Raw genomic sequence first — 22,352 nt, forward strand, 5'->3', positions numbered from 1 at the left:
GGTCAGGGGGAGGGCGGTGGAGTACAGGCAGCGGGCGTCGTCGGTGATGACCGCGTGCTGGTGGCCGGGGAGCTTGTCGAGCCAACCGATGCCGGCGGCGCCCATCGCCATGGCGGCGGTGGCGTACGCGTCGGCCAGGCCGAGGTCGGCGCCGACCACGGTGACCGAGCGCAGCCCCACGGCCGGCGCGCCCCGGCGCGGGTCCCGTACGTGGTGGCCGCGCTCGTAGACGCCGGAGGTGGCCACGGCCAGGTCGGTGCCGGTGAGCACCAGGCAGGTGGACATCGGGTCCCACGGGTGCCGGACGCCGATCCGCCAGGGCCGCCCGGACGACGAGTGGCCGCGTGCCCGCACGTCGCCGCCGGCGTTGAGGCAGTGGTTCGCCGCCCCGGCGGCGAGCAGTCGGTCCGAGGCGACCTGCGCCGCCCAGCCCTTGACGTAGCCGGACGGGTCGAGCCGGCCGGTGGCGTACGCGTCGAAGAAGCCGTCGGTGGCGCCCCACAGGTCGGCGCAGCGCGCCAGCACGTGACGCAGGTCCGCGCCGGCCGCGGAGAGCGGCAGCTCGCCCCGGTCGAAGCGGCACACCTCGCTGTCGGCCCGGTACGTGCTGAACCGCGCGTCCACCTCGCGCAGCCAGGCGAACACGTCCCCCGCCAGCTCGGCCAGCTCGGCGGCGGGCAGGTCGTCGGCGAGGTCCAGGCTGATCGCCGTACCCATCACGTGCTCGACCCGGCGCAGCCCGGGCCGGGCCGCCGGCGGGCACCGGGGTGGCACCGGGGGCGACGCGGGCACGTCAGTTCGCCCGGTCGATCGCGGCCTGCAGCGACTGCTTGTACGAGTTGCTGGTGGCGGTCGCCCCGGAGACGGTGTCCACGTCGGCGCTCTGCTGCTGCACCACCAGCCCGGAGCTGCCGCTGTAGCGGCCGTCGACCTGCTCGCTGCGCTGGTCGGACTGGGCCGTCTCCTCCGGCAGCTCCAGCGCCACCACGTTGACGATCCGGTTCCCGGAGAGGGTGATCTGCACCTGGACGTTGCCGTACTCGTTCTCCACGACCGGGCCGGTCACGGTGCGGGTGGTCGGCGCCGGCGGCGGCTTGCTGCTGGTCCGCGGGGCGGACGGCGCCCGGGTGGTGGCGCTGGGCCGGCTCGACGGCGCCCGGGTGGCGGTGCGGCCGGGACGGGGAGACGCGGTGGAGCCGGTCGGTGCCGGCGCGGCGGAGGCGTCGCCGCCGGTCGGGGCGGGGCCGGCCGGGGCGGGCACGACCGGCGGGCGCTCGGCCGGCAGGTCCTGGGCGACTCCGGTGGCGCCGGGCGAGCCCTTCAGCACCACCATGACGGTGGTGCTGGCCGCCAGGCCGGTGATCGCGAGCAGTGCGCGGCGCATGGGACCTTCCTACAGCTCGAACGTGGCGAGGTGGATCTGCCGGCGGGGCACACCAGCCTGGCGGAGCACCCGGAGCGACTGCTCGACCAGGCCGGGCGGCCCGCAGAGGTAGACGTCGCGACGGGCGACGTCGGGCACCAGCCGGCGCAGCCCGTCCGGGCTCAGCACCTGGCGGGGGCCGGGGTCGTGGCGGGAGCCGACGACGTACCAGATCGAGGTGTCCCGGGCCTGGGCCAGCCAGTCCAGCTCCCGGTGCAGCAGCACGTCGGCCGGGGTGCGGGCGCGGTAGATCAGCGCCGCGCCGGGCGGCAACTCCTCCAGCATCGCCCGGATCGGCGTGATCCCGCTGCCGCCGGCGATCAGCAGTGCCCGCTCCCGGGTCCGGTGCGCGGCGGTGAAGGTGCCCGACGGCCCCTCCGCCCAGACCCGGGTGCCCGGGTCCAGGTCCCGCAGGTCGGCGGTGTGCGCGCCGACGACCTTGACGGTGAGCCGCAGCCAGCGGCCGTTGGCGGCGGCGGAGACCGAGAACGGGTGCGACTGCCACCAGCAGCCCCGGGTGAGGAAGCGCCAGCGGAAGAACTGCCCGCCGAGCAGGTCCAGCCGCTCCAGCCGGTCCCCCGTCAGGTAGATCGAGACCGTGTCCGGGCTCTCCGCGACCACGTCGGCGACCCGCAGCCGGTGCCGCAGGTTGAACGCCAGCGGCGCGGCCACCCGGCCCCAGAGCAGGGCGGCGACCACCAGCGCGTACATGGCGATCCAGCCGGTGCGCACCGGGCCGGGCCGGAACAGCTGCGCGCCGTTGCTGAACTGGTGGCCGAAGCCGAGCAGCAGCACCGCGTAGGTCGACAGGTGCAGGGCGTGCCACAGCTCGTAGGGCAGCGCGGTCCGGATCGCCCGGACGCTGGTGAGGCCGACCAGCACCAGGATGCCGGCGGCGGCGAACGCGGAGACCATGTCCTCGTGGTCGCGCAGCAGCACCCCGGCCTCGGTGAGCACGGAGTTGTCCTCCAGGTCGGCGTACCCGACCAGGATCAGCGACATGTGCGCGAGCACCGCGACCAGCAGGGTGGCGCCGACGTCGCGGTGCCAGCGGGCGATCCGCTCGCCGCCGACCCACCGCTCCAGCACCCGCAGCCGGCTCATCATCAGCACCTGCACGAGCAGCAGGTAGCCGGCCACCAAACCGCTGATCCGGCCGGCGGCGGTGATCGTCGCGGCGGTGCTCTTCAGCGAACCGGCCGGGGTGTCCAGCCACCAGGGCAGCACGCTGGCGAGCAGGCCGGTGACGAGCAGGCCGGCCAGCAGCCGCCGGCCGCCGGGTCCGCGTCGCGGCGGCACCGGCGGGCGTACGTCCGCAGCCGGCCGGCCGCCGCGCCGGGACGGGGTCGTCCCAGCCCGGCGGCCGGCGGCGTGGGTGCGTGGGTACGTCACGCGTACAGCTTCATCGGGGTGTACTTCTGGCGCGGGAAGATCTTGTCCACCTGCGCGTTGGTGAGCCCGAACCGCCCCTGCGCGACGGCCCCGTAGACGTTGAACATGTTGTTGTACTCGGGCACGTCGCCGGAGTCGAGGTCGTTCAGGCCGTTCCAGGTGCCCAGCAGCGAGCCGGCGAGCTTACGGCCGGAGAGCAGGGTGACCACCCCGCCGTGGCCGTGGTCGGTGCCGCCGCCGTTGGACGCGACCCGGCGGCCGAACTCGCTGGACACCATGATGGTCACGTCGGCGGAACGCTCCCCCAGGTCGGTGAAGAACGCCGCCATCGCGTCGGCCAGCTCGTTGAGCCGCCGGTGCAGCTGGCCGCCCTCCCGGCTGCCCTGGTTCTCGTGGGTGTCGTAGCCCCCCATCCCGACGGTGGCGACGCGCACGTTCGCGCCGCCCTTGATGAGCTGGGCGAGCTGCTGGAAGGCGTAGCCGACGCCGCGGTACTCGACGCCCTCGGCCGGCTGGTACGGCTTCGCGGCGAGGCGCTGCGCGGTGGCCAGCGCGCCCAGGCCGTCCTGCACGGCCTCCTGGACGGGGTGGTTGATCCCGGTGAAGAGCCCCTTGATCGCCTTCTCCGTCGCGGCCCGGTAGCGGTCGTCGCCGTTGAGCCGCAGCGAGCCGACGCTGTTGAGGGAGAGCGCGCCGTTGGTGCCGACCAGCGAGCGGGGCAGCGTGCTGCCGATGCCGACGCTGCGGAAGGCGGTGCCCGTGCCGAGCGTGTCGACGAGGCTGTCCAACCAGCCCCGGCCGCCGGTCTCGCTGGGCAGGCCGCCGAGGTTGCAGGCGTCCGCGGCCTGGAAGTGGCTGCGGGACAGCCGCTCGTCCGAGACCGCCGGGATGAACCCGAGGTTGCCGCTCTTGAGCCACGGCTCCAGCGGCTTGAACGCGCTGGTCAGCTTGAAGCCGCGCCCCACCGCCAGGGAGTCGTCGGCGAGCAGCAGGTCGGGGCGGGCCTTGGCGAGCACCGGGTCGTCCGCCGGGGCGACGAGGCTGAGCCCGTCCAGCCCGCCGTAGAGGAAGACGTGGATCAGGGTGCCGGTCTTCGTTGCGGCGAAGGACGCCGAGGTGGTGACGAACTGGGCGGTGGCCAGGGCGGTCGCGGTGGCCGCGGCGCCGGCGACGAAGGTGCGCCGGGTGACGCCGCGACCGTCCTGCTGGGCCTCCTCCAGGTTCTCCAGCCGCCGGTAGCGGTCGGCCTCGGCGGCGTTCTCGGCGGCGACGATGTCGGCCTCCGCCCGCAGCAGCGCCTCGGCCGGGTTGTCGGCCAGCCGCCGCAGGTCGGGGCATTCGGGGTGCAGGGGGAACGTGTGCACAGTCTTCTCCATCGGGTGCCTCACCGGAGGTGGTGCTGGGGGGAAGCGAGGATCGCCCGCGCGACGGCGGTGACGGCCCCGTTGAACGTGGCGTCGACCTTGGTGCCGGCCGACACGCCGGCCACGCCGAGGATCAGCGACCGTTCCCGGGCGCTCAGCTTCTGGCCCACCAGCCGCAGGGCCAGCGCGTCCACGTACGCCCCGGCGGTCGCCGGCGGCCGGGGCACCAGCTTCTCCGGGCGGGTGTACGTGAAGGTGGTGCGGTTGCCGGCGGCCAGGTCGCCCGCCTCGTTCCAGCCGTTGACCATCGTGCCGGCGGAGGTCCAGGCGACGTAGACGTCCGGGTAGCCGTCCGGGGTGGGCTGGCCCATCGGGTACTGGCCCAGCTCGCGCATCTTGTCGTGGATCTGCCGCAGCCCCCGGGCGTACGGGGTGCGCTTGTTGTCGCCGTTGTCGTGCTTCGGCGAGGCGTCCGGCGCGACGCCCAGGGCGCGGTACGTGGCGACGAGGTACTCCATCGGCCGGCGCACCTTCTGCCCCACCGCGGCCCAGAACTCCGAGGAGCTGAACAGCGTCATCAGCAGCGGCTTGATCATGCCCTTGTTGGTGGTGTACGTCCTGGCCAACCGGTCCACGAGGGACTTCGGCGGGGTGTCCGAGACGAACCGGGTGGCGAGGCTCTGCGCCACGTACTTCGCGGTCGACGGGTGCAGCGCGATGTACGTCAGGTACGCGTCGATGGCCGCCTCGGCCTTCTTCGGGTCCTTCGAGTTGTTCGCGTGCGTGAAGCCGAGGATCTTCACCTTCCCGACGTAGTGCCGCTCGGGGCGGAACACGTACCTGCCGTCGTTGACGCCGCGGCCGGTCTGCAACAGGGCCGCCTGCCGGACGTCCTTCTCGGTGTAGCCGCCGTCGACGCCGACCGAGTACAGCTCCAGGTTCTCGCGGGCCAGGTTCTCGTTGACCGCGTCGGCGCGGGAGTCGTTCTGGTTCAGGTAGAGCAGCAGCGCCGGGTGCCGGTTCGCGGCGAGCAGCATCTCGGGGTAGCTGCCGAGGGCGTGCGCCCGCACGACGTCCCGGTCGAAGGAGGCGCGGTACACCTCGCCGCCGTCGAAGTCCGCGGCGACGTGCAGGAAGTCGTTCCAGAAGTCGACCATCACCTCGAAGAGCTGCCGGTTCGACCAGATCTGCCGGGCGATGGTGGCGTCCACCATCTCCTTCTCCGGCTGCGCGCCGCGCTCGTTGAGCTGGTCGCGCTGCTCGCGCAGCTGGGCCGTGCTCAGCTTCAGCGTCGGCAGCTCGGCGAGCTTCAGCTCGGCCTTGGTCGGGGCGATCTTCTCGGGGTCGAGCTGCCAGCGCAGCCAGCCGTCGATGCCGCGCTCCCTGATGTCGGCGACGACCTGCGGGGTGGCGCCGAAGGTGGCCCGCCGGGCGAGGTGCAGGACCGGGTCCTTGGCGAGCACGGTCCTGACCGTCACCTTGGTCTCCGCGGCGGCGGCGGCCGGCCCGGAGAAGGTGCGGCCACCGGCCGGGTTGTTCTTCTTCAGCGCCTCGCCGGCCCGGGAGCCCATGTAGCTCTCGTTCTGCTCGGTGTACGTGCGCACCGTGCTCGGCTGCTGCCCACCCGGGCGGGCGGGGGTGCCGTCGGTGACCGTGGTGCCGGTGGCGTCGCCGGCCACCACGTCGTCGCCGAAGAGGCCGCGGATCTGCGGGGTCATGGCCAGGGCCGCGCCACCGGCGACCACGGCGGCGGTGCCGCCGAACGCCGCGAGGGCCCTGCGCCGGCCGACCCCGCGGCCCGGCTCGTCGTCGTCCAGGTTGGGCAGTCCGGCGCCGGCCGACGGCACGGCGGGCTGGCGGGCGAAGCCGTCGGGGCCGACCCACTGCGGGCCACGCGGGGCGGGGTGGCCGGCGTGGGCGTACGGCGGCGTCCGCGGGTCGACCGGGCGCTGGGCGGGGGCGTCGTAGCTGCACGGCGTGGGGGGATAGGTGTCGCGGTATCCGTCGGCGGCGGGGTGTGGGCGCCCGTCCCAGCCGCGGTCGTCCCGCGGTCGACGTGGTGGCACATTCTGGTCGGCCATGTACCAAATCCGTTTCTGACGCGCCGCGACGACTGCGACCGGGCAAGGGGGGTGCAGGTGCGGCGACTCGTGCCTGAGGGGGTTTACGGGAAGGTAGCCAAGGCCCCAGGTGCCATCAAGCAGCGTCGAAGGCGGCCACCAGGGCACTTAAGACGGCCCTCAGCGCGGGTCGGCGGGCGCCGATTTCCGCCCGCCACGGCACGGACCTCCCGAGCAGGGCGTACGCGACACGCAGGGGGCCGGACGTAACGTTTTCCGGCCAGCCGACGCTTTCCGCCGCGTTCAGCGGCACAGGCAAATTTAAGGTCCGGATAAGCCTGCGCTGAGGCGTCCGTTCCCCGGTCCGGGTACGCCGCCCCCGGCCCACCGCAAAGTAGCAGCAGGCGGGGAGCGTGAGCCGCCGCCGCAGCGGGTATGCCGCCGAACCGCTGAACACGTGAGGGGAAGGCACATGCTCAGCAAAGAGGATCAGCGCAGGTTCGAGCAGATCACCCGTCAGCTCCGGGAGAGCGACCCGGCGTTCTTCGCCCGACTCGACCACCGGGCCCGGGCCCGCCGCGGCCGGTGGCTGATGCTGTTGACCATCGTGCTGTGGGCCTCGCTCCCGGCGATGACCGTGCTTGCCGGGCGACTGGCCGGGGCCGTCTGCGCGGTGGTCCTGGTGGCCAACGCCGCACTCATGTGGCGGTTCCGCCGCCGCTGGCTGTGACCGGCGCCGACCGGCCCGCCGCGCCGGCTGCCCTCACCGGCCGAGGAGCCGGTACGCCCGGCGCAGCCGCTCGACCAGACCGGGCCCGCCGATGGCGGGGGCCGGCGCGCCGAGCTGTCGCAGCAGCAGGTCCGGTCCGGTCGCGAGGCTGGGTGGCCGGTCGGGCAGTGGGACGGGCGGCAGCCAGAACCGGTCGACCGCCTCGGCCAGGGGTGCCGGTGGCAGGCCGGCGAGTGCCCGCGCGGCCCCGACCGGCGGGACGTCCACACCGTCGCGGCCGTCACTCTCCACGGTGGACGGCGCGTCGCCGGCGTCGCCGTGCCCGATCGTGGACAGACCGCCACCGGGGCCGTCCGCCCGCACCGCGGCCGGGCCCGTCGGCTCGCCGGCCCGCAGGGCGCGCAGCCGGTCGAGCAGCTCGGCGCGGCCCCGGCCCCGCCAGTGCAGCAGCTGGAACGGGTCGGCGTCGAACGCCTCGGCCAGCAGGTAGAAGGTGGCCGCCAGGTGCTTGCACGGGACGGCGAAGTCGGGGCAGCTGCACCGCTGGCGCAGTTCCGCCACCCCGCCGGGGAAGAGCGGCGCGCCGGCCGCCGCGAACATCTCCTCCAGTTCCGGGGGCAGGTCGCCGGCGAGCAGCCGGGCGCTGAAGAACGCCTGCGCCGCCAGCTCCGCCTCGACGCGGGACCAGAGTTCCGGCGGGAACGGGGGCAGCGCGATGCTCACCTCGTAGGGCTGCGCGCGTGAGCCCTGCACCACGGCGGTGACGGTGCCGGGGGTGACGTCCAGGCTGATCACCTGGCCGGCCCGCGCGTACGACCGGCCACGGGTGAGCCGGGTGCCGAGGGCGAAGGACTCCAGCACCTCCAGGAACCGCCGCGACCACCAGGACCGGCCGATGGCGCCCCGGGTGCTGCGGGCCCGCAGCCCGCCGTCGACCCGGCGCGGCCGACCGTAGTCGGCGAACCGGCCGCCCGTCTCGCCGCCGCCCTCGGGCTGCCCGCTCACTCCACCACCGCCCCCGCGTCCAGGGTGAACAGCTCGCGCAGCTGCGCGGTCGACAGCTCGGTGACCCACTGTTCGCCGGTGCCGACGACCGAGGCGGCCAGGCTCCGCTTGTCGGCGATGAGCGCCGCCACCTTCTCCTCCACCGTGCCGGCGCAGACGAACTTGCGGACCTGCACCCGGCGCCGCTGACCGATCCGGAACGCGCGGTCGGTGGCCTGGTCCTCGACGGCCGGGTTCCACCACCGGTCGACGTGCACCACGTGGTTGGCCTCGGTGAGGGTCAGCCCGGTGCCGCCGGCCTTGAGCGACAACACGAAGATCGCCGGCCCCCCGGGGGACTGGAACCGGGTGACCATCGCGTCCCGGTCGGCCTTGCCGACGCCGCCGTGCAGGAAGAGCACCTCCCGGCCGAACCGGGCCGACAGGTGACCACGCAGCATGCCGCCGAACTCGGCGTACTGGGTGAACAGCAGGGCCCGCTCCCCCGCCGCCAGGACCTCGTCCAGGATCTCCTCCAGCCGGGCCAGCTTGCCGGAGCGGCCGTCCAGCGCCGAGCCGTCGCGCAGCAGCTGGGCCGGGTGGTTGCAGACCTGCTTGAGCCGGGTCATGGTGGCCAGCACCAGCCCGCGCCGCTCGATCCCGTCGCTGGACTCGATCCGCGCCAGCATGTCGTCGACCACCGCCCGGTAGAGCGAGGCCTGCTCGGCGGTGAGGTTGCAGAGCACCTCCATCTCCAGCTTCTCCGGCAGGTCGGAGATGATCGAGGAGTCGGTCTTGAGTCGGCGCAGCACGAACGGGCCGGTGATCCGGCGCAGCCGCTCGGCCGCCTCGGCGTCGCCGTGCCGCTCGATCGGCTCGGCGTACTTCTTCTTGAACGTCGCCGCCGGGCCCAGCAGGCCCGGGTTGGCGAACTGCATGATCGACCAGAGGTCGGCCAGGCGGTTCTCCACCGGCGTGCCGGTGACCGCGATCCGGTGCCGGGCGGGCAGCGCGCGGACCGCCTCGGCCTGGCGGGTGGCGGCGTTCTTGATCGCCTGTGCCTCGTCGACGACGACCCGGTGCCAGTCGATGCCGGCCAGGTCCACCGCGTCCCGGGCGGCCACCGAGTAGGTGGTGAGGACGAGGTCCGCGTCGTGCACGGCCGTGGTGAACGCCGCCCCCCGCGCCCGTTCCGCGCCGTGGTGCACGTGTACGCGCAGCTCCGGCGCGAACCGGGCCGCCTCCCGCTGCCAGTTGCCCACCAGCGACATCGGGCAGACCAGCAGCGTCGGGCCGGCGTCCGGCGGGTCCCCGGCGAGCAGGGCGAGCAGTTGCACCGTCTTGCCGAGCCCCATGTCGTCGGCGAGCACCCCGCCCAGCCCCAGGGACTGCAGGAACGCCAGCCAGGCCAGCCCTCGCCGCTGGTACGGCCGCAGCGTGCCGCGGAACGCCGGCGGCGGGTCGAGTGGGGTGAGCCGCCGCTCCACCGCCCCGGCGAGCAGGTCGCCCAGCGCGCCGTCGGCGCTCACCTCCAGCACGGGCAGGGCGTCCGGCTGCCCGCCGTCGGCCAGGCCGAGGCGGAGCAGGTCCGCGACGGTCAGCTCGCCGGAGGAGCGGAGCAGCCGCAGGCCCGCCGCGAGTCGCTTCGGGTCCAGCTCCACCCACCGCCCGCGCAGCCGGACCAGCGGGGTCTTCAGCGCGGCCAGCGACGCCAGTTCCTCGGCGGTCAGCGGCTGGTCGCCGAGGGCCACCTCCCAGCGGTAGTCGACCAGGGCGTCCAGCCCGACCCCGCCGTCGGCGGCGACGGTGCCGGGCGCGGTCCGGCTGCGGGCCTGCAACCGGGCGCCCAGCCGCGACGACGGGCGCCGCCACCAGGACGGCAACAGCACGGCGAACCCGGCGGCGTGCAGCACCGGAGCGCCCTCGCGGAGGAACCGGTGCGCGCCCTCGACGTCCAGCTCCAACGCCTCCGGCGTCGCGGTGCGCAGGGCGGTGTCCAGCTCGGGCCAGAGCCGGCTGGCGCGGCCCAGCTCGGCGAGGAGGGTCTCCTGCGGGTCGGTTCCCCGGCCGGCCAGCCCGGCGACGGTCTCCGGTGCCCGCCACACCTGCCCGGCGTCCACGTGCAGGCTCGGCTCGTCGGCGGCCTGGAGCCCGAACTCGACCCGCCACGAACCGCTCGTCGCGACCGTCGCCGCCGGGTCGGTCGGCACCAGGAGGACCGGCTCGACGATCTCGTCGGCGGGCGGCTCGACCAGGCGGAAGCTCGCCCGCACCGCGCCGCCGGCCGCGTCGCGCTGCCAGGCGTCCAGCTCGGCGCGGAGGGTGTCGAGCGCGGCCGGCTCCGCGGTGAAGTCCCGGACCGGTCCGGTGAGCGCGGCCAGCCACGCCGGCACGGCGCCGTTCGGGCGTACGCCGCGGGCCAGCGCGGTCTCCGCCAGGGCCGCCCGGACCGCGGCGTCGGTGAGCGCGTCGAGCGCGTCGGCGACCAGCGCGCCCGGCCCGGCGTCGGTGCCCGGCCCGGCGTCGGCGGCGCGCGGGTGTCCCGGCTCGGTGGCGGCGGCGCGCGCGGCCGGCGGCAGGGCCAGCGCGAGCGCCCGCGCCCAGGCGGCGTCCGTGCCGGTCAGCAGGGGCCGCCACACCGCCCGGGCGGCGACCCGCACCCGCCGGTCGTCCACGGTGGACCAGTCGTCGTCCCGCGCCGCGCGACGCGGCGTCCCTGCGGCGGAAGGGCCCGTTGACGTCGGGGCGGCGAGGCCGGGCAGGACCCGACCCCGCGCCGCCAGGTCGACCGCGAAGTCGGCCAGCTCGGCGAGATGGCGCAGGGTCGCGCCCGGCACGACGGCCGACCCGTCGAGGCCGCGCAGCAGGGGCAGGGCGGCGTCCGGGGCGTACCGGAGGACGGGAACGCGCCACCCGGCGAGGGTGACGGGCCCGCGGACCGGCTCGGCGACGGCGGTGCGGACCAGCTCCGGGGAGTCCAGCGGCGAGCCGGCCCGGGTGGGGAGGGTGAGCAGCGCCGTGCCCAGATCGGCCGGCTCGCCGGCCCCGGCCAGCGCGGCGGCCAGCGTCGCGTGGTCGGCGGCGAACGGGTGCGGCCGCTCCCGGGGCGCCCGGCCGGGGCGGCGCGGCGCGCGGGCCGGCAGCGTGCTGTCCTCGGCCCAGACGGCGAGCCCGACGCCCCACCGCCACACCCCGTGGACGACCAGCACGCGTCCCCCTCCTCGCGACGACCCGGCGAGGATATCCGGCTGGGCGCGCCGGCCCCGACGAGCACACCGCGCCCGACCGGACGGAGCGCCGGACGGGGGAGGTCATCCGATCGGTCGATCTTCGCCGCTGCGCGAACGGCTTTCGCCTCCCTCCCCGGCCCGGGTCCTCGGGGACCCGCCCCGGCGGCTAGATTTCGCTGGCTCGATCACCGGGAAGGTTCTTCACAATGTCACTGCGCGTCGCCCGCCGGGTCACCCGGCGTCGTGTCCTGGCCTCGGGCGGTGCGCTGGCGGCGGCCACCACCGTGCCCGCGGTCCTCACGTCCCCCGCCCCGCCCGCGCGGGCCGCGGGCCCCGACTACGACCCGGAGCAGCGCTTCATCCAGCTCGTGGGCGGCGGCAACGGGGTCATCTTCGCCGTCCAGGCCGACGGGGCGCTGCTCTGGTACCGGCACTGGGGATGGCAGACCGGCGTGACGGGGTGGGCCAGCGGCTCCGGCCGCAAGATCGGGTCGGGCTGGCACCAGTTCCGCACGGTGCTCGGCAGCGCGGACGGCTCCCTCTACGGGGTGCGCGCGGACGGCACGATCCACTACTACCGCTACGTCTGCACCAACTACACGACCGGGGCCGGCTACTGGAGCGGCAGCAGGCAGATCGGCAGCGGCTTCCAGAAGTTCCCCCGCATCTTCGGCTTCGGCGGCACGGTCTACGGGGTCGACGCCGAGGGCGACCTGTACGGCTACCAGTACACCCCGTCGACGGGGAAGTGGACCGGCGGCAGCCGGATCACCCGAGGCTTCAAGAGCTTCCAGGGCGTGGCCGACGGCTCCGGGGTGATCTACGCGTACCGGCACGGGAACATCTACTGGTACCGGCACCTGGGCGCCGGAAAGTGGGCGACCGGCTCCGGCCTGCGGATCGGCGGCGGCTTCGGCGAGCTGACCATCAACGGGTTGGTCTGCACCGGGCAGGGCACCCTCTACGGCGTGCAGCCGAGCGACCCGACCCGGCGCGCCACCGGCAACCTGGTCACCTACCGGATCATCAACTGGGCCGCGGCGGGCACCGACAAGCGGGCGAGTTGGGCCAACGGCGGCGCCGGCCGCTCGGTCGGCGGCGGCTTCACGCTGCAGAGCCAGGCCGCCCTCCAGGGGTACGCGCGGACGCCGACCGTGACCGCCGGTTCGACCGCGCGGATCGCCGTCTCCACCACCTTCCCGACTTTCACCGCCTCGGTCGTCCGGGTGGCGCCCAGCGAGGGCGCGCCGGAGGTCGTGCAGGCCCCGACCGGCGTGACGGGCAGGCTCCAGGTGCTGCCGAGCGGCTACCTGCAGTCGGGCTGCGACTGGTCGGACACCCTGACGCTGTCGATCCCGGTGAGCTGGCCGTCGGGCCTGTACGCCGCCCGGCTGGAGGGCCCGCAGAAGCTGCGCCGGCACGTGCCGTTCGTGGTGAAGCCGGCGGCGCCCCGGCACGAGATCGCGATGGTGCTGCCCACGAACACGTACCACGCGTACAACACGTGGGGCGGGCACTACCAGTACTGCGGCGACATGGCGGGGTCGCGCACCTTCTCGCTGCGCCGGCCGTCGACCGAGCTGAACGTCGAGGCGACCGGCAACCTGGAGCACACCCTCTGGTCCGACGTGCTGCTGATGCGTTGGATGACGCGGCAGGGGCTGGAGTTCGACTGCTACGACGACACCGACCTGCACGTCTCCGGCAGCTGGCTGACCCGGTACCGGGTGCTGGTGCTCGGCAGCCATCCCGAGTACTTCTCGGAGGAGATGCGCCAGCACCTCGCCGACTACCTCGCCGGCGGCGGCCGGGTCATCTACGCGGGCGGCAACGGGCTCTACGAGCGGGTGCGGTTCAGCGAGGACCGCAGCGCCGTCACGTTCCGCACCCCCGAGGGGCGACGGGACACCTACAACTCGCTGGGCCTGCCGGCCTCGCAACTGGTCGGGGTCAACTACACCAGCGCGAGCTGGTTCACCTTCGCCCCGTACGCCGTCCTGCGCGACCACAAGCTGCTGGCCGGCACCGGCCTGACGGTGGGCAGCCGCTTCGGCCTCACCGGCTACAACGGCGCGGCCAGCGGCTGGGAGACCGACGCCATGCTGGGTCTGGACGGCGAAGCCGAGCAGACCGACATCATCGCCCGGGGGCAGAACACCGGCGGTGGTGCGGCCATGGTGCTGGTGGAGAAGCCCAACGGCGGCTTCGTCTTCAGCGCGTCCTCGATCAGCTTCGCCGGGGCGCTGGCGACCGACGCGGCCATGTCCCGGCTGTTCCGCAACGTCTTCGACCTGGCGTTGGCCGACGGCCCGGCGGTCCGCCGGACGACGGCGCCGCGGCAGCGCACCGCCCCCGCGCCCGAGCAACTCGAACCCCAGCCGCTGGAGTGACCGCCGTCGCACATCGGCGGCGGCGCCGGGCCGACCCCGCACCGGCTAGGGTCGACGCGTGTACGACCTCCTCGTGATTGGCGGCCTCGGCGTCGACGTGCGGGTGCGGGTGCCCGCGATTCCGCTGCCCGCCGCGGACTCCGTCACCGTCGACCCGATCGAGCTGCGGATCGGCAACACCGGCTCCGGGATCGCGCTCGCCGGGCACGCGCTCGGGCTGCGGGTCGCGGTGGTCGACGTCCTCGGCGCGGACCCGGCCGGGGACGTGGTCCGGGCGGCGCTGGCCCGCACCGGTGTGCACAGCGTGCTGGGCGACGCCCCGGCCGGCACCCGACGATCGGTGAACATGGTCGACCCGGCCGGCCGGCGGATGTCGCTCTACGACCCGCGTCCCTGGCGGGGGCCGGCCCCGTTCGCGGCGGCCGAGCTGGCCGCGCTGGTCCGCCGGGCGGCGCACGTGCATCTGTCGATCATGGACTGGGTGCCTCCCCTGCTGCCCGCCCTGCGGGCCGGGCTCGCCGACGGCGCCGCCCTCTCCACCGACCTGCACGACTGGGACGGCGAGAACCCGTACCACCGCCCCTTCGCCGAGGCGGCCGATCTGGTCTTCGTCAGCGGGGTCCGGCTGGGCGGGGGCGCGGGCGCGCTCGCCGCCGCGCTGGCGCCCCGCACGGTGCTGGTGACCCACGGGGCGGACGGCGCCGACCTGCACACCGGCGAGGGCGGCCCGACCCGGGTGCCCGCCGCCGAGGCGCCCGCGCCGGTCGTCGACACCAACGGCGCCGGGGACGCGTTCGCGGCGGGCGTGATCGCCGCCCGGCTGCGCGGTGCGCCGCTGGCCGACGCGGCGGCGTACGCGGCCCGGGTCGCCGCGGCGGCCTGCACCCACGACGGCATGGAGTACCCGCCCGGCCTGCTGCCGCGCGCCTGACGCGACGGGGCGAGCACGACCGGCCTCCGTGCGCCGGGCGACGCGGTCGACGGCCCGGGGCGCCGGTCAGACGGCGCCGGTGGCCCCGTCGGTCAACTCGCGGAGGATGTCGGCGTGCCCGACGTGCCGGGCGGTTTCCTCGATCATGTGCACCAGGATCCAGCGCAGCGACACCTCGCCGAGCTGCGGGTGCGGGACGACGTGGTCGAGGTCGAACCGCCCGGCGACCTCCCGGGACCGGGCGCAGGCCCGCTCGTACGCCCCCGCGAGCCGCTCGACGGTGTCCTCCGCGGTGAGCGCGAAGCTGGCCACCGCGTCCTCCTCGGAGGTGAGGTGGACGTCGCCGGGGCCGGGGGCGAGCAGGCACGGGAACCAGTTCCGCTCCACCAGGGTCAGGTGCTTGACGAGACCGGCGAGGGTGGTGGCCGTGGGCAGCAGCCGGCGCGCCGCGTCGGCGTCGGACAGGCCGCGCAGTTTGCGCAGCAGCACGCCGCGGTGGAAGTCGAGGAACGATTCGAGCACGGCCCGCTCGTCAGCCGCACGAGCCAGCACCGGGCCGAGCGTGGGGTCGATCGGTATCTCCGCCATCCGCGGAACCTAGTCCTCCGGACGCCCCACCCGCTGCCCCGCTATCCGCTGCGGCGCCGGGCCGGGCGGGGCAGGATGGGGCGCATGGCATCAACGGCAGAAATCCCGCTGGTGGGTGGCGCGGCCGACGGCGAGACCGTCACCGTCGAGCTGGACCCGAACGGCCGCCCGCCGCTGACCCACCACCACGTCGGCCCGGAAGGGCTGGCCGGGGCGGAGATCTACGAGCTGGAGTCCGTGGATGCCGGCGCCGACCGGTGGCGCTACTGCTGGCGCGGGCCGGCGGTCTGAGCGTGCTCAGCCCACCCGGCTCAGGCTGCGGGCGCGGAGGCTCTCCAGCACCGCGCGGGTGACCTGCGAGGTCCCCCGGGCCTGTTCGCACACGTCGGCGACCCGTCGGGCGGTGGCCTCGGCCCGCTTCTCCCGCTCGTCCCAGAGCCGGTCGACCTCGGCCAGCAGGGGGCCTTCGACCTCCCGTTCCACGCCGCGCAGCGCCGGCACGCCGAGGCGCTGGGCCAGGTCGAAGACCTTGCCGGCGTACGGCAGCGGCAGGAACGGCGTGCCGACCATCGCGGCGAAGATCAGGAAGTGCAGCCGCATGCCGACGGCCAGGTCGAAGTGGCGCATCAGTCCGAGCACCTGCTGAGGCGAGTAGGTGCCGTGCAGGATCCGGCCCCGCTCGGCGGCGATCATGTGCGACAGCACCCCGTGCGAGTGCCGGATGTCGTCGCGCTCCATCGGGACGAAGAGCACGTACGCGTCGATCCGTTGCACCAGGAAGTCGCCGATCTGGGCCAGCAGACGGTGGTAGCCGTCGACGTCGAGCCGCTCGGCGGCCCGGCCCGGCTCCCGTACGCTCATCCCGACCAGCCGCTTCCCGGCCGGCACCCCCTCCTCGCGGAGCAGTTCCGCCGGGAAGTCCTCGGGTTCGAGCAGGAACGCCGGGTCCGCGGTGACCGTGATCGGGTTCAGCAGCCCCGCCTCCTCCAGCAGCATCCGGGACTCCTGGTCCCGCACGGTCACCTGGGCCGCGCTGGCCAGGGTCTCCCGCACCATGCCGGTGTCGACGCTCTCGCTGAGCGGCCCGACCCCCACCGCGTACGTCAGCAGCGGCAGCCCACGCTCCTGGGCGACCCGGACCACCCGCAGGTAGCGGCGGGCCTCCCGGTCGTAGAGGATGCCGCCGCCGCCCAGGATCAGCACGTCGAGCTGGGCCAGGACCAGCGCGGAGTCGGTGCGGCTGATGCCCTCCCAGGGCACCGCCTCCACGTCCGGGTGGGCGAGTCGGGTGTGTTCCGGGTTGCGGGAGAAGACGATGATCCGCCCGTTCGGCTCCTGCTCCCGCAGGTCGGCCAGGAGACCGGTCAGGATCGCCTCGTCGCCGAGGTTGCGCCCCCCGTACGAGCCGAGCACGCCGATCGTCAGTCCGCCGCCATGCGTCATCCGTCGCTCCTCCCCAGGTGCGTCCGGGGCCGGTTTCCCGCTGCGCCGGGGAACACTCCTGGCCGCGGCTCACCCGGGCGGGGTGAGGCGCCTCGTCGCCAGTGTCGGGGGCGACCTCTCCGGGGCCACCGCCCGTCGGCCGCCGACCAACGGGTCAGAGACCACGACAATCTCGTCGGGGACGAACCCGGCGTAGATGGACAGATTGGGCAATCCAAATGCTGACGCCCCGAACGCCCGAGGGTTCTCAGGGCGGCGAAAATCGGGTGGCGCCACCCGTTAGGGTCCAGGCATGCGTCGACTGATCCCCGCCCTCGTGGTCGCCCTCGCCGTGCTCGTGGCCGGCTGCGGCACCGACTCCAGCCGCTCCACCACGAACGCCTCGGCCCCCGCCGCGACCGCGGCCGATCCGGTCGGCGTCCTCCGGCAGGGCATGGACCGGAGCCTCTCCGGCACGCTGACCATGGAGGCATCGGTCAAGGCCGGCCCCACGTCGATCAAGCTCCGCGGCCAGGTCGACCCTGTCGCCCGCGCGCTGCACATCACCGGCAACGCCCCCGAGCCGATGGAGGCTCGGCTGATCGGCGACGCCGCCTACATCAAGTCCGGCACCCAGGACGGCGGCAAGCCGTGGATGAAGATCGACCTCACCAAGCTGAGGCCGGGCAGCTCGCTGCGCCAGTCCTTCGACTTCAAGTCGCAGACCGGCGTCGTCGGTGGCATCGTCTCCGCCGAGCAGGTGGGCGACGGCCGTTACCGGGGCATCACCGACCTGGAGAAGGCGGCCCAGGCCGCCAGCGCCGAGAGCGGGATGCGCGACGGCATCGAGTCGTCCGCCAAGCTGGCGAAGGACCCGAAGGCCATCCCGTTCGAGGCGACGGTCGACGCCGACGGCCGGGTCACCGCGCTGTCCTACACCATCGCCACGAAGAACCTGGGTGATCTCGTCACCGAGCTGCGGATGAGCGGCTTCGGTGAGCCGGTGTCGGTGACCGCGCCGCCCGCCGGCCAGACCGAGGAGGCCAGCGAAGAGGCGTACGCCATCCTCTGACGGACGACGTCACCGTCGCTGCCGGGGCCGCGTCTCCGATCGTCGGGACGGCGTCGCGCGGGTGGGGGGCGGCAGGGCCCGAACCGCGCGTGGCCGAGCCGCGCCCCGCCGCGCCCCGGCCCCGTCCGGCACCCGGACGCGCCCCGGTCCGCCGTCCCGCGTCAGCCGGGCGCCCGCGCCGGGTGGGTCAGGAACGGCAGGACCGCGGCCGGCAGCGCCGGCGACGCCACGATGTCGTAGTGGGTGAGCCCCGGCAGCACGGCCAGTCGGGAGGCCGGACGGTCGGTGCCGTCCCAGCCGGCGTCCCGGTGGCCGCCGCCGAGCAGCCCGAAGAACTCCACCATGTGCGCGGTGGTGACCGAGTCACCGTCGGCGAAGGCGAGCAGGGTGGGTGTCGCGAGGGCGGCCACCTCGGCCGACCAGTCGTAGTCGCGCCGCAGCAACTCGCCCGTCTTCGCCCAGAGCGTCGGCCAGCCCTCGGGCCGGGGCGCGACGCGGGCGTAGAGCTCGTACGGCGGGGTGCCGCGCATCCGCTCGCCCGCCTCCTCGTCGGGCTCCGGCATCCCCGCCAGCACCTCGGGATACCAGCCCCGCCGCCGGCACGGCGCGGAGACCACGACCAGCCGGCGCACCAGCGCCGGATGCTGGATGGCGGTACGCAGCGCCACGCCGCCGCCGAGCGAGTAGCCCAGGACGTCGGCCTCCACCAGGCCGAGCCGGGTGATCAGCGCCGCGACGTCGTCGGCCATCGACTCGTAGCGCAGCGGCCGGTCGACGTCGGCCGTGCGCCCGTGCCCCTGGAGGTCGACCGCGACCACCCGCCGCCGCGCGGCCAGCGCCGGCAGGATGGCCCCGAACATCTCCACCGCGCCGAAGCCACCGTGCAGCAGCACCAGGGGGCGGCCCGTGCCGTGCTCCTCGTACCACAGGCGCAGCCCGTTGACCTCCGCGTAGCTCACCCTCTCATCCAACCCCGGCGGCACGGCCTTCGCCGCTCCCTCGGGGGACGAGGCGCGCTGCCGCCGCCCGGGGTGGATCGGAGCGCGCTCCGTCTCGCTATCCCGGCCGGACGCACGGGTCGGTGATCGGGTAGGTCGCGCTCTGCGCCGTGCGGCCGTCCGCTGCGGTCGCCCGTACCGACCAGGTCAGCGCCGCCGCGCGCAGCCGCCCGACGGTCGCCCGGGCCGCCGATCCGTCCGCCGTCATGGCCCGGACCGACGTCCTGCCCCCGGTGGGTGTCCAGCGGACCTCGGCGGCACGGAGCGTGGCACTGCCGGTGGCCCGCACCACGAGGCTGTACGTCTCCGCGCCGCACCGGACCCGTGCCGTGGCGGAGACCGTGAACGGCGCGGCGACCTGCGGTGTGGCGGTCGGCCGGGGAACCGTCGGTGGCCTGGAGGTCGTCGGCGCGGCGCCTCCCGGCACGGCACCGGATGCCTCCGGCGCGGCCGGCGCACCGGTCCGGGCGACCCCGTCGCCGCCCGCCGGGACGGCTGCGGTCCCGGACGTCGGGTCGGTGGCGCCGGGCGGCACCGGCGCGGCGGTGGTGCGGGAGCCGGCTTCCGTGGCGGTGACGGACGGCAGCGGCGCGGCGGCGGGTGCCGCCGGATCGCCGGCCGGTGCTCCACGCGTCTCGGACACCGGTCGGCCGGAGCCGTCCCGCGCGGCGGTCTGGCGGCCGGGGGACAGTGCCCAGGTGCCGAGCACGGCGAGAAGGACCAGCAGAGCCGCAGTCGCGCCCATCCGCCGACGCCGCCGGTCGCGGGCCACCGCCGAGGTGGTCCGCACGCCGTGCGGCGCACGGCCCGATGCCACCGCCGCACCGCCTCGCATCGCCGCCCCACGCCGCATCGCCGCGCCGCCCGGGGCCGCCGCCCCGTCCGGGGCCGCCGATTCGCCCAGGGCCGCCGCGCCGTCCGGGGGCACCGATTCGCCGGCCGCTGTGGACCCGCCGACCGGGTTGTCCGCCGGGCTGGCATCCGCCGAGCCTGGCGATTCGTCGGCCGCTGCCACAGGGCCAGCCGTGACCGCGCCCGCCGGATCGGCCGCCGGGTCGGCCGTGACCGCGCCCGCCGGGTCGGCCAGGACGTCGGTCGCCCAGACCTCGGCCAGTCTCGGCCACACCGTGTCGGCGACGACCAGGAAAGCCGGCGCCGGGTACGCCGACAGCAGCGCGGACGGGCTGAGCTGTTCCCGCCGGAGCAGCCCGCACACCGCGCAACTCTCGATGTGCCGCGAGACCCGCTTGCGCAGGGTCGGCGTGAGCCGGCCCTGCCAGCCGTCGACCAGGCCGGCGAGGGTGGGGCAGTCCCGGGCCCCGGTGCGGGCCACCAGCAGCGCCCCCAGCGCCCGTTCGAGCTGCGAACGCGCGCGCGACAGCCGGGCGTGCGCGTGGTTCGTGGGCACCCCGAGGGCCGCGCCGATGTCGGCGGACGACAGGTCGTGGCGGATGGCCAGGTGGACCACCTCACGGTCGCCCGGGTTCAGCGCGGCGACCGCCGCGTGCACCAGGTCGCGTACCTGCTCGGCGTTGACGGCCGTGGCCGGGTCGGCGGTGTCGGCCACCGGCTCGCCGGCCTCCTCCAGCGGCAGGGAGCGGGACCGCTCGCGGAGCTGGCGGAGGCATTCGTTGCGCACGATGGCGTACAACCAGGAGCGCAGCCGATCGGGCTCCCGGAGCTGGTGGATGCGCTGACCGGCGGTGAGGAACGCGTCGTGGACGGCGTCCGCGGCGGCGTCCGGCTCGCGCAGCATGGTCCGGGCGTACGTGTACAGCCGGTCGGCGTACCGCCGGTACATGCCCTCCAGCCCGACCCGCTCGCCGCGACGCAGCGCCTCGACCAGTGTGGTGTCGTCCTGTCCCGCCGTGTCCATCCGTGTCCCTCGCTGCTCGTCGACCGGTCCAGTAAAACGGCGGAATTTTTTTTCCTCGGGCTTTCTGTTGGCATCCCGACCCGACCGCGCTCCTACCGGTGTCATCGCAACGAGCAACCCCCAGGAAGGGAAGACACCATGCGAGAAGGATCGAGGGGCACCCGGTGGTCGCGTCGGACGGCCGCCGTGGGCGGGGCCACGCTGAGCGCGCTCGTGCTCGGCCAGCTGGCCCTCGCCGGGCCGGTGGCGGCGGTGCCCGGCCTGAGCATCAAGACCACGACCGGCCCCAGCAACAGCAGCGCGAAGTCGCAGAACGCGACCTGCCCGGCCGGCACCAAGGTCATCGGCGGTGGCGGCGCGATCACCGGTTCCGGCCTCGGGCAGGTCGGCATGGACATCATGCGGCCGCTGATCGGTGGGGACGCGTACTCGGTCACCGGACGCGAGGACGAGAACGGCGTCGCCGGCAACTGGGCGGTCACGGCGAACGCGATCTGCGCGACGCCGCCGGCCGGCCTGGTGATGGTGTCCGGCAGTTCGGCGCCGAGCTTCGGCACCTCGAACTGGTTCGAGAAGTCATGCCCGGTGGGCAAGCACGCCATCGGGGTCGGCGGCGCGGTCGTCGGGGCGCCGAACAGCGAGGTCGTCCTGGAGGACCTGCGCATCCACCAGAACAGCGTCGTGGTGGCGGGTGCCGAGGACGGCACCGGCTTCGACGACACGTGGTGGCTGGACGCCACCGCGATCTGCGCCGACCCGCTCCCCGGTGAGCAGCGCGTGATCGACGACAGCGTCTACAGCTCCGCCGCCACCCGCTCGATCACGGCCAGCTGCCCGACCGGCACGCGCGTGCACGGCGTGGGCGGCGAGATCCTCGGCGGCGACGGGGAGGTGCGCCTGACCCAGATGCGGGCCACCACGTCGACCACCGTGACCGTCTCCGCCGCGGAGGACGAGGACGGCTTCAGCAGCAACTGGAAGGTGCGCGCGTACGCCGTCTGCGCGAGCTGACCCGCCGGCCCGGCCAGCGGCACGACGAACGCGGACGCGGGGGGCGCCGATCGACCGGCGCCCGCCGGCGCGTGCTGGTCCGGCTCCGCTCCGCGGCGGTGTGGGCCGCTGGTGTCCTCGGTGGGAGTGTTCGCGGCAGGGGCGACCCCATGACCTGTCCCAGCCCGCGACAACGGAACGGAAGCACGTTTGCGCAGGTGTGCCGCGTCTCCCGTGTCCCGCGGTGTCCCAGGGACGGCGCACGCCTCCACGCGCCGATGGTCGACTGACTCCCGTCAGCAGGCAGGACGGAAGAAAGGCAGTCGCAGGACATGAACTCTCACGTCGAGGTGAACCTGGTCGAGCACAGGGAGCGGCGGGCGCGGGCTCGTGGAGCGAGGTTCACCCTCAACGGCATCCTCTGGCTGGTGCAGGTGCTTGCCGGCTTCTTCTTCGCCGGCAGCGGTTTCGGCAAGGTGCTGATGTACGACGAGGCCCTGTATGCGGCGGCTCCCCAGGCCGTGGCTTGGTACGCGGCGGTGCCGCAGGTGCTCATCGTCCTCGTCGGAGCCTGTGAGGTCCTCGGGGGCGTCGGCCTGATCCTGCCGACGATGACGCGGGTCAAGCCGAAGCTGACGCCGCTCGCCGCCGCCGGCCTGACGTTGACGATGGTCCTCGCAGCCGGCTTCCACCTCACGCGCGACGAGTACGCGCTGGTGCCCGCCAATCTCGTGCTGGGCGGGGTTGCGGCGTTCATCGCGGTCGGGCGGTGGAACCGCAGGCCCGTCGCACCCGCGCCCGTCACCACCTCGGGGATTCTCGGGTCGGCGGCGGTCCTGGGCGTGCTGGCCGTCACGGTGTTCGCGCCGACCTGGTACACGATGACGAACGTGCGGTTCTGA

General features: G+C 74.8%; 17 protein-coding genes and 2 pseudogenes. 7 read left to right on the plus strand and 12 right to left on the minus strand.

Features of this window, described 5'->3' with window-relative positions; translation table 11 throughout:
* The 5 genes from ACSNOB_RS08725 to ACSNOB_RS08745 all read right to left on the minus strand — a co-directional run.
* On the minus strand, window positions 1-717 hold a 717-nt coding region (locus tag ACSNOB_RS08725), incomplete at its 3' end, for an FAD:protein FMN transferase (protein WP_436686066.1).
* A 76-nt stretch (window positions 718-793) separates the two neighbouring features.
* Window positions 794-1,384, minus strand: coding sequence for an FMN-binding protein (locus ACSNOB_RS08730; protein WP_436686067.1), 591 nt, complete (start codon window positions 1,382-1,384; stop codon window positions 794-796).
* Between the two features lie 9 nt (window positions 1,385-1,393).
* A complete protein-coding gene (locus ACSNOB_RS08735) occupies window positions 1,394-2,815 on the minus strand; it encodes a ferredoxin reductase family protein (protein WP_436686068.1) in 1,422 nt (473 codons plus the stop codon).
* On the minus strand, window positions 2,812-4,191 hold the full coding sequence (locus ACSNOB_RS08740; protein ID WP_436686069.1) for a DUF1501 domain-containing protein: 1,380 nt from the start codon (window positions 4,189-4,191) through the stop codon (window positions 2,812-2,814). Before ACSNOB_RS08740 ends, ACSNOB_RS08735 begins: the two co-directional genes overlap by 4 nt.
* Window positions 4,192-4,199: 8 nt before the next feature.
* Window positions 4,200-6,260 carry a DUF1800 domain-containing protein gene (locus ACSNOB_RS08745; protein WP_436686070.1) on the minus strand — a complete coding sequence of 687 codons (2,061 nt, stop codon included), beginning with the start codon at window positions 6,258-6,260 and terminating at the stop codon, window positions 4,200-4,202.
* Window positions 6,261-6,711: 451 nt separating this feature from the next.
* Between ACSNOB_RS08745 and ACSNOB_RS08750 the strand changes: the two genes are divergently transcribed.
* Entirely contained in the window at window positions 6,712-6,969 is a 258-nt protein-coding gene (locus ACSNOB_RS08750) for a DUF3040 domain-containing protein (protein ID WP_091104431.1), read from the plus strand.
* A 33-nt stretch (window positions 6,970-7,002) separates the two neighbouring features.
* On the opposite strand, the gene ACSNOB_RS08755 is transcribed toward ACSNOB_RS08750, so the two are convergent.
* The 3 genes and pseudogenes from ACSNOB_RS08755 to ACSNOB_RS08765 all read right to left on the minus strand — a co-directional run.
* Window positions 7,003-7,974: an SWIM zinc finger family protein gene (locus tag ACSNOB_RS08755; RefSeq protein ID WP_436686071.1), complete on the minus strand. Its 972-nt coding sequence runs from the start codon at window positions 7,972-7,974 to the stop codon at window positions 7,003-7,005.
* A pseudogene (locus ACSNOB_RS08760) lies at window positions 7,971-10,601 on the minus strand (DEAD/DEAH box helicase); the annotation flags it as partial. The gene ACSNOB_RS08755 and the pseudogene ACSNOB_RS08760, both read right to left, overlap by 4 nt.
* Window positions 10,602-10,702: 101 nt before the next feature.
* Window positions 10,703-11,162, minus strand: a pseudogene (locus ACSNOB_RS08765) (ATP-dependent helicase); the annotation flags it as partial.
* Between the two features lie 227 nt (window positions 11,163-11,389).
* Between ACSNOB_RS08765 and ACSNOB_RS08770 the strand changes: the two are divergent.
* Entirely contained in the window at window positions 11,390-13,573 is a 2,184-nt protein-coding gene (locus ACSNOB_RS08770; protein ID WP_436686072.1) for a N,N-dimethylformamidase beta subunit family domain-containing protein, read from the plus strand.
* Between the two features lie 58 nt (window positions 13,574-13,631).
* Window positions 13,632-14,504 carry a carbohydrate kinase family protein gene (locus tag ACSNOB_RS08775; protein ID WP_436686073.1) on the plus strand — a complete coding sequence of 291 codons (873 nt, stop codon included), beginning with the start codon at window positions 13,632-13,634 and terminating at the stop codon, window positions 14,502-14,504.
* 66 nt (window positions 14,505-14,570) lie between these two features.
* Here the strand turns inward: ACSNOB_RS08775 and ACSNOB_RS08780 are convergent, their stop codons facing one another.
* Window positions 14,571-15,092 carry a DinB family protein gene (locus ACSNOB_RS08780; protein WP_436686074.1) on the minus strand — a complete coding sequence of 174 codons (522 nt, stop codon included), beginning with the start codon at window positions 15,090-15,092 and terminating at the stop codon, window positions 14,571-14,573.
* Between the two features lie 84 nt (window positions 15,093-15,176).
* On the opposite strand from ACSNOB_RS08780, the gene ACSNOB_RS08785 reads away from it, so the two are divergent.
* Window positions 15,177-15,383, plus strand: a complete 207-nt coding sequence (locus tag ACSNOB_RS08785) for a hypothetical protein (protein ID WP_436686075.1) — start codon at window positions 15,177-15,179, stop codon at window positions 15,381-15,383.
* Between the two features lie 6 nt (window positions 15,384-15,389).
* On the opposite strand, the gene ACSNOB_RS08790 is transcribed toward ACSNOB_RS08785, so the two are convergent.
* Entirely contained in the window at window positions 15,390-16,535 is a 1,146-nt protein-coding gene (locus ACSNOB_RS08790) for a polysaccharide pyruvyl transferase family protein (RefSeq protein WP_436686076.1), read from the minus strand.
* A gap of 292 nt (window positions 16,536-16,827) precedes the next feature.
* Here ACSNOB_RS08790 and ACSNOB_RS08795 point away from each other — a divergent pair, with 292 nt between their 5' ends.
* Window positions 16,828-17,586, plus strand: a complete 759-nt coding sequence (locus ACSNOB_RS08795) for a hypothetical protein (protein WP_436686077.1) — start codon at window positions 16,828-16,830, stop codon at window positions 17,584-17,586.
* 161 nt (window positions 17,587-17,747) lie between these two features.
* Here the strand turns inward: ACSNOB_RS08795 and ACSNOB_RS08800 are convergent, their stop codons facing one another.
* Together ACSNOB_RS08800 and ACSNOB_RS08805 are read right to left on the minus strand one after the other, a co-directional pair.
* On the minus strand, window positions 17,748-18,545 hold the full coding sequence (locus ACSNOB_RS08800) for an alpha/beta fold hydrolase (RefSeq protein WP_436686078.1): 798 nt from the start codon (window positions 18,543-18,545) through the stop codon (window positions 17,748-17,750).
* 97 nt (window positions 18,546-18,642) lie between these two features.
* On the minus strand, window positions 18,643-20,460 hold the full coding sequence (locus tag ACSNOB_RS08805; RefSeq protein WP_436686079.1) for a sigma-70 family RNA polymerase sigma factor: 1,818 nt from the start codon (window positions 20,458-20,460) through the stop codon (window positions 18,643-18,645).
* 138 nt (window positions 20,461-20,598) lie between these two features.
* On the opposite strand from ACSNOB_RS08805, the gene ACSNOB_RS08810 reads away from it, so the two are divergent.
* Both ACSNOB_RS08810 and ACSNOB_RS08815 read left to right on the plus strand, forming a co-directional pair.
* Window positions 20,599-21,471 (plus strand): hypothetical protein, encoded by an 873-nt coding sequence (locus ACSNOB_RS08810; protein WP_436686080.1) that lies wholly within the window; start codon window positions 20,599-20,601, stop codon window positions 21,469-21,471.
* A 329-nt stretch (window positions 21,472-21,800) separates the two neighbouring features.
* Window positions 21,801-22,352 carry a DoxX family protein gene (locus ACSNOB_RS08815; protein ID WP_436686081.1) on the plus strand — a complete coding sequence of 184 codons (552 nt, stop codon included), beginning with the start codon at window positions 21,801-21,803 and terminating at the stop codon, window positions 22,350-22,352.

Source organism: Micromonospora sp. URMC 106 (assembly GCF_051386395.1).
In the GTDB taxonomy this organism is placed as follows: Bacteria; Actinomycetota; Actinomycetes; order Mycobacteriales; family Micromonosporaceae; genus Micromonospora.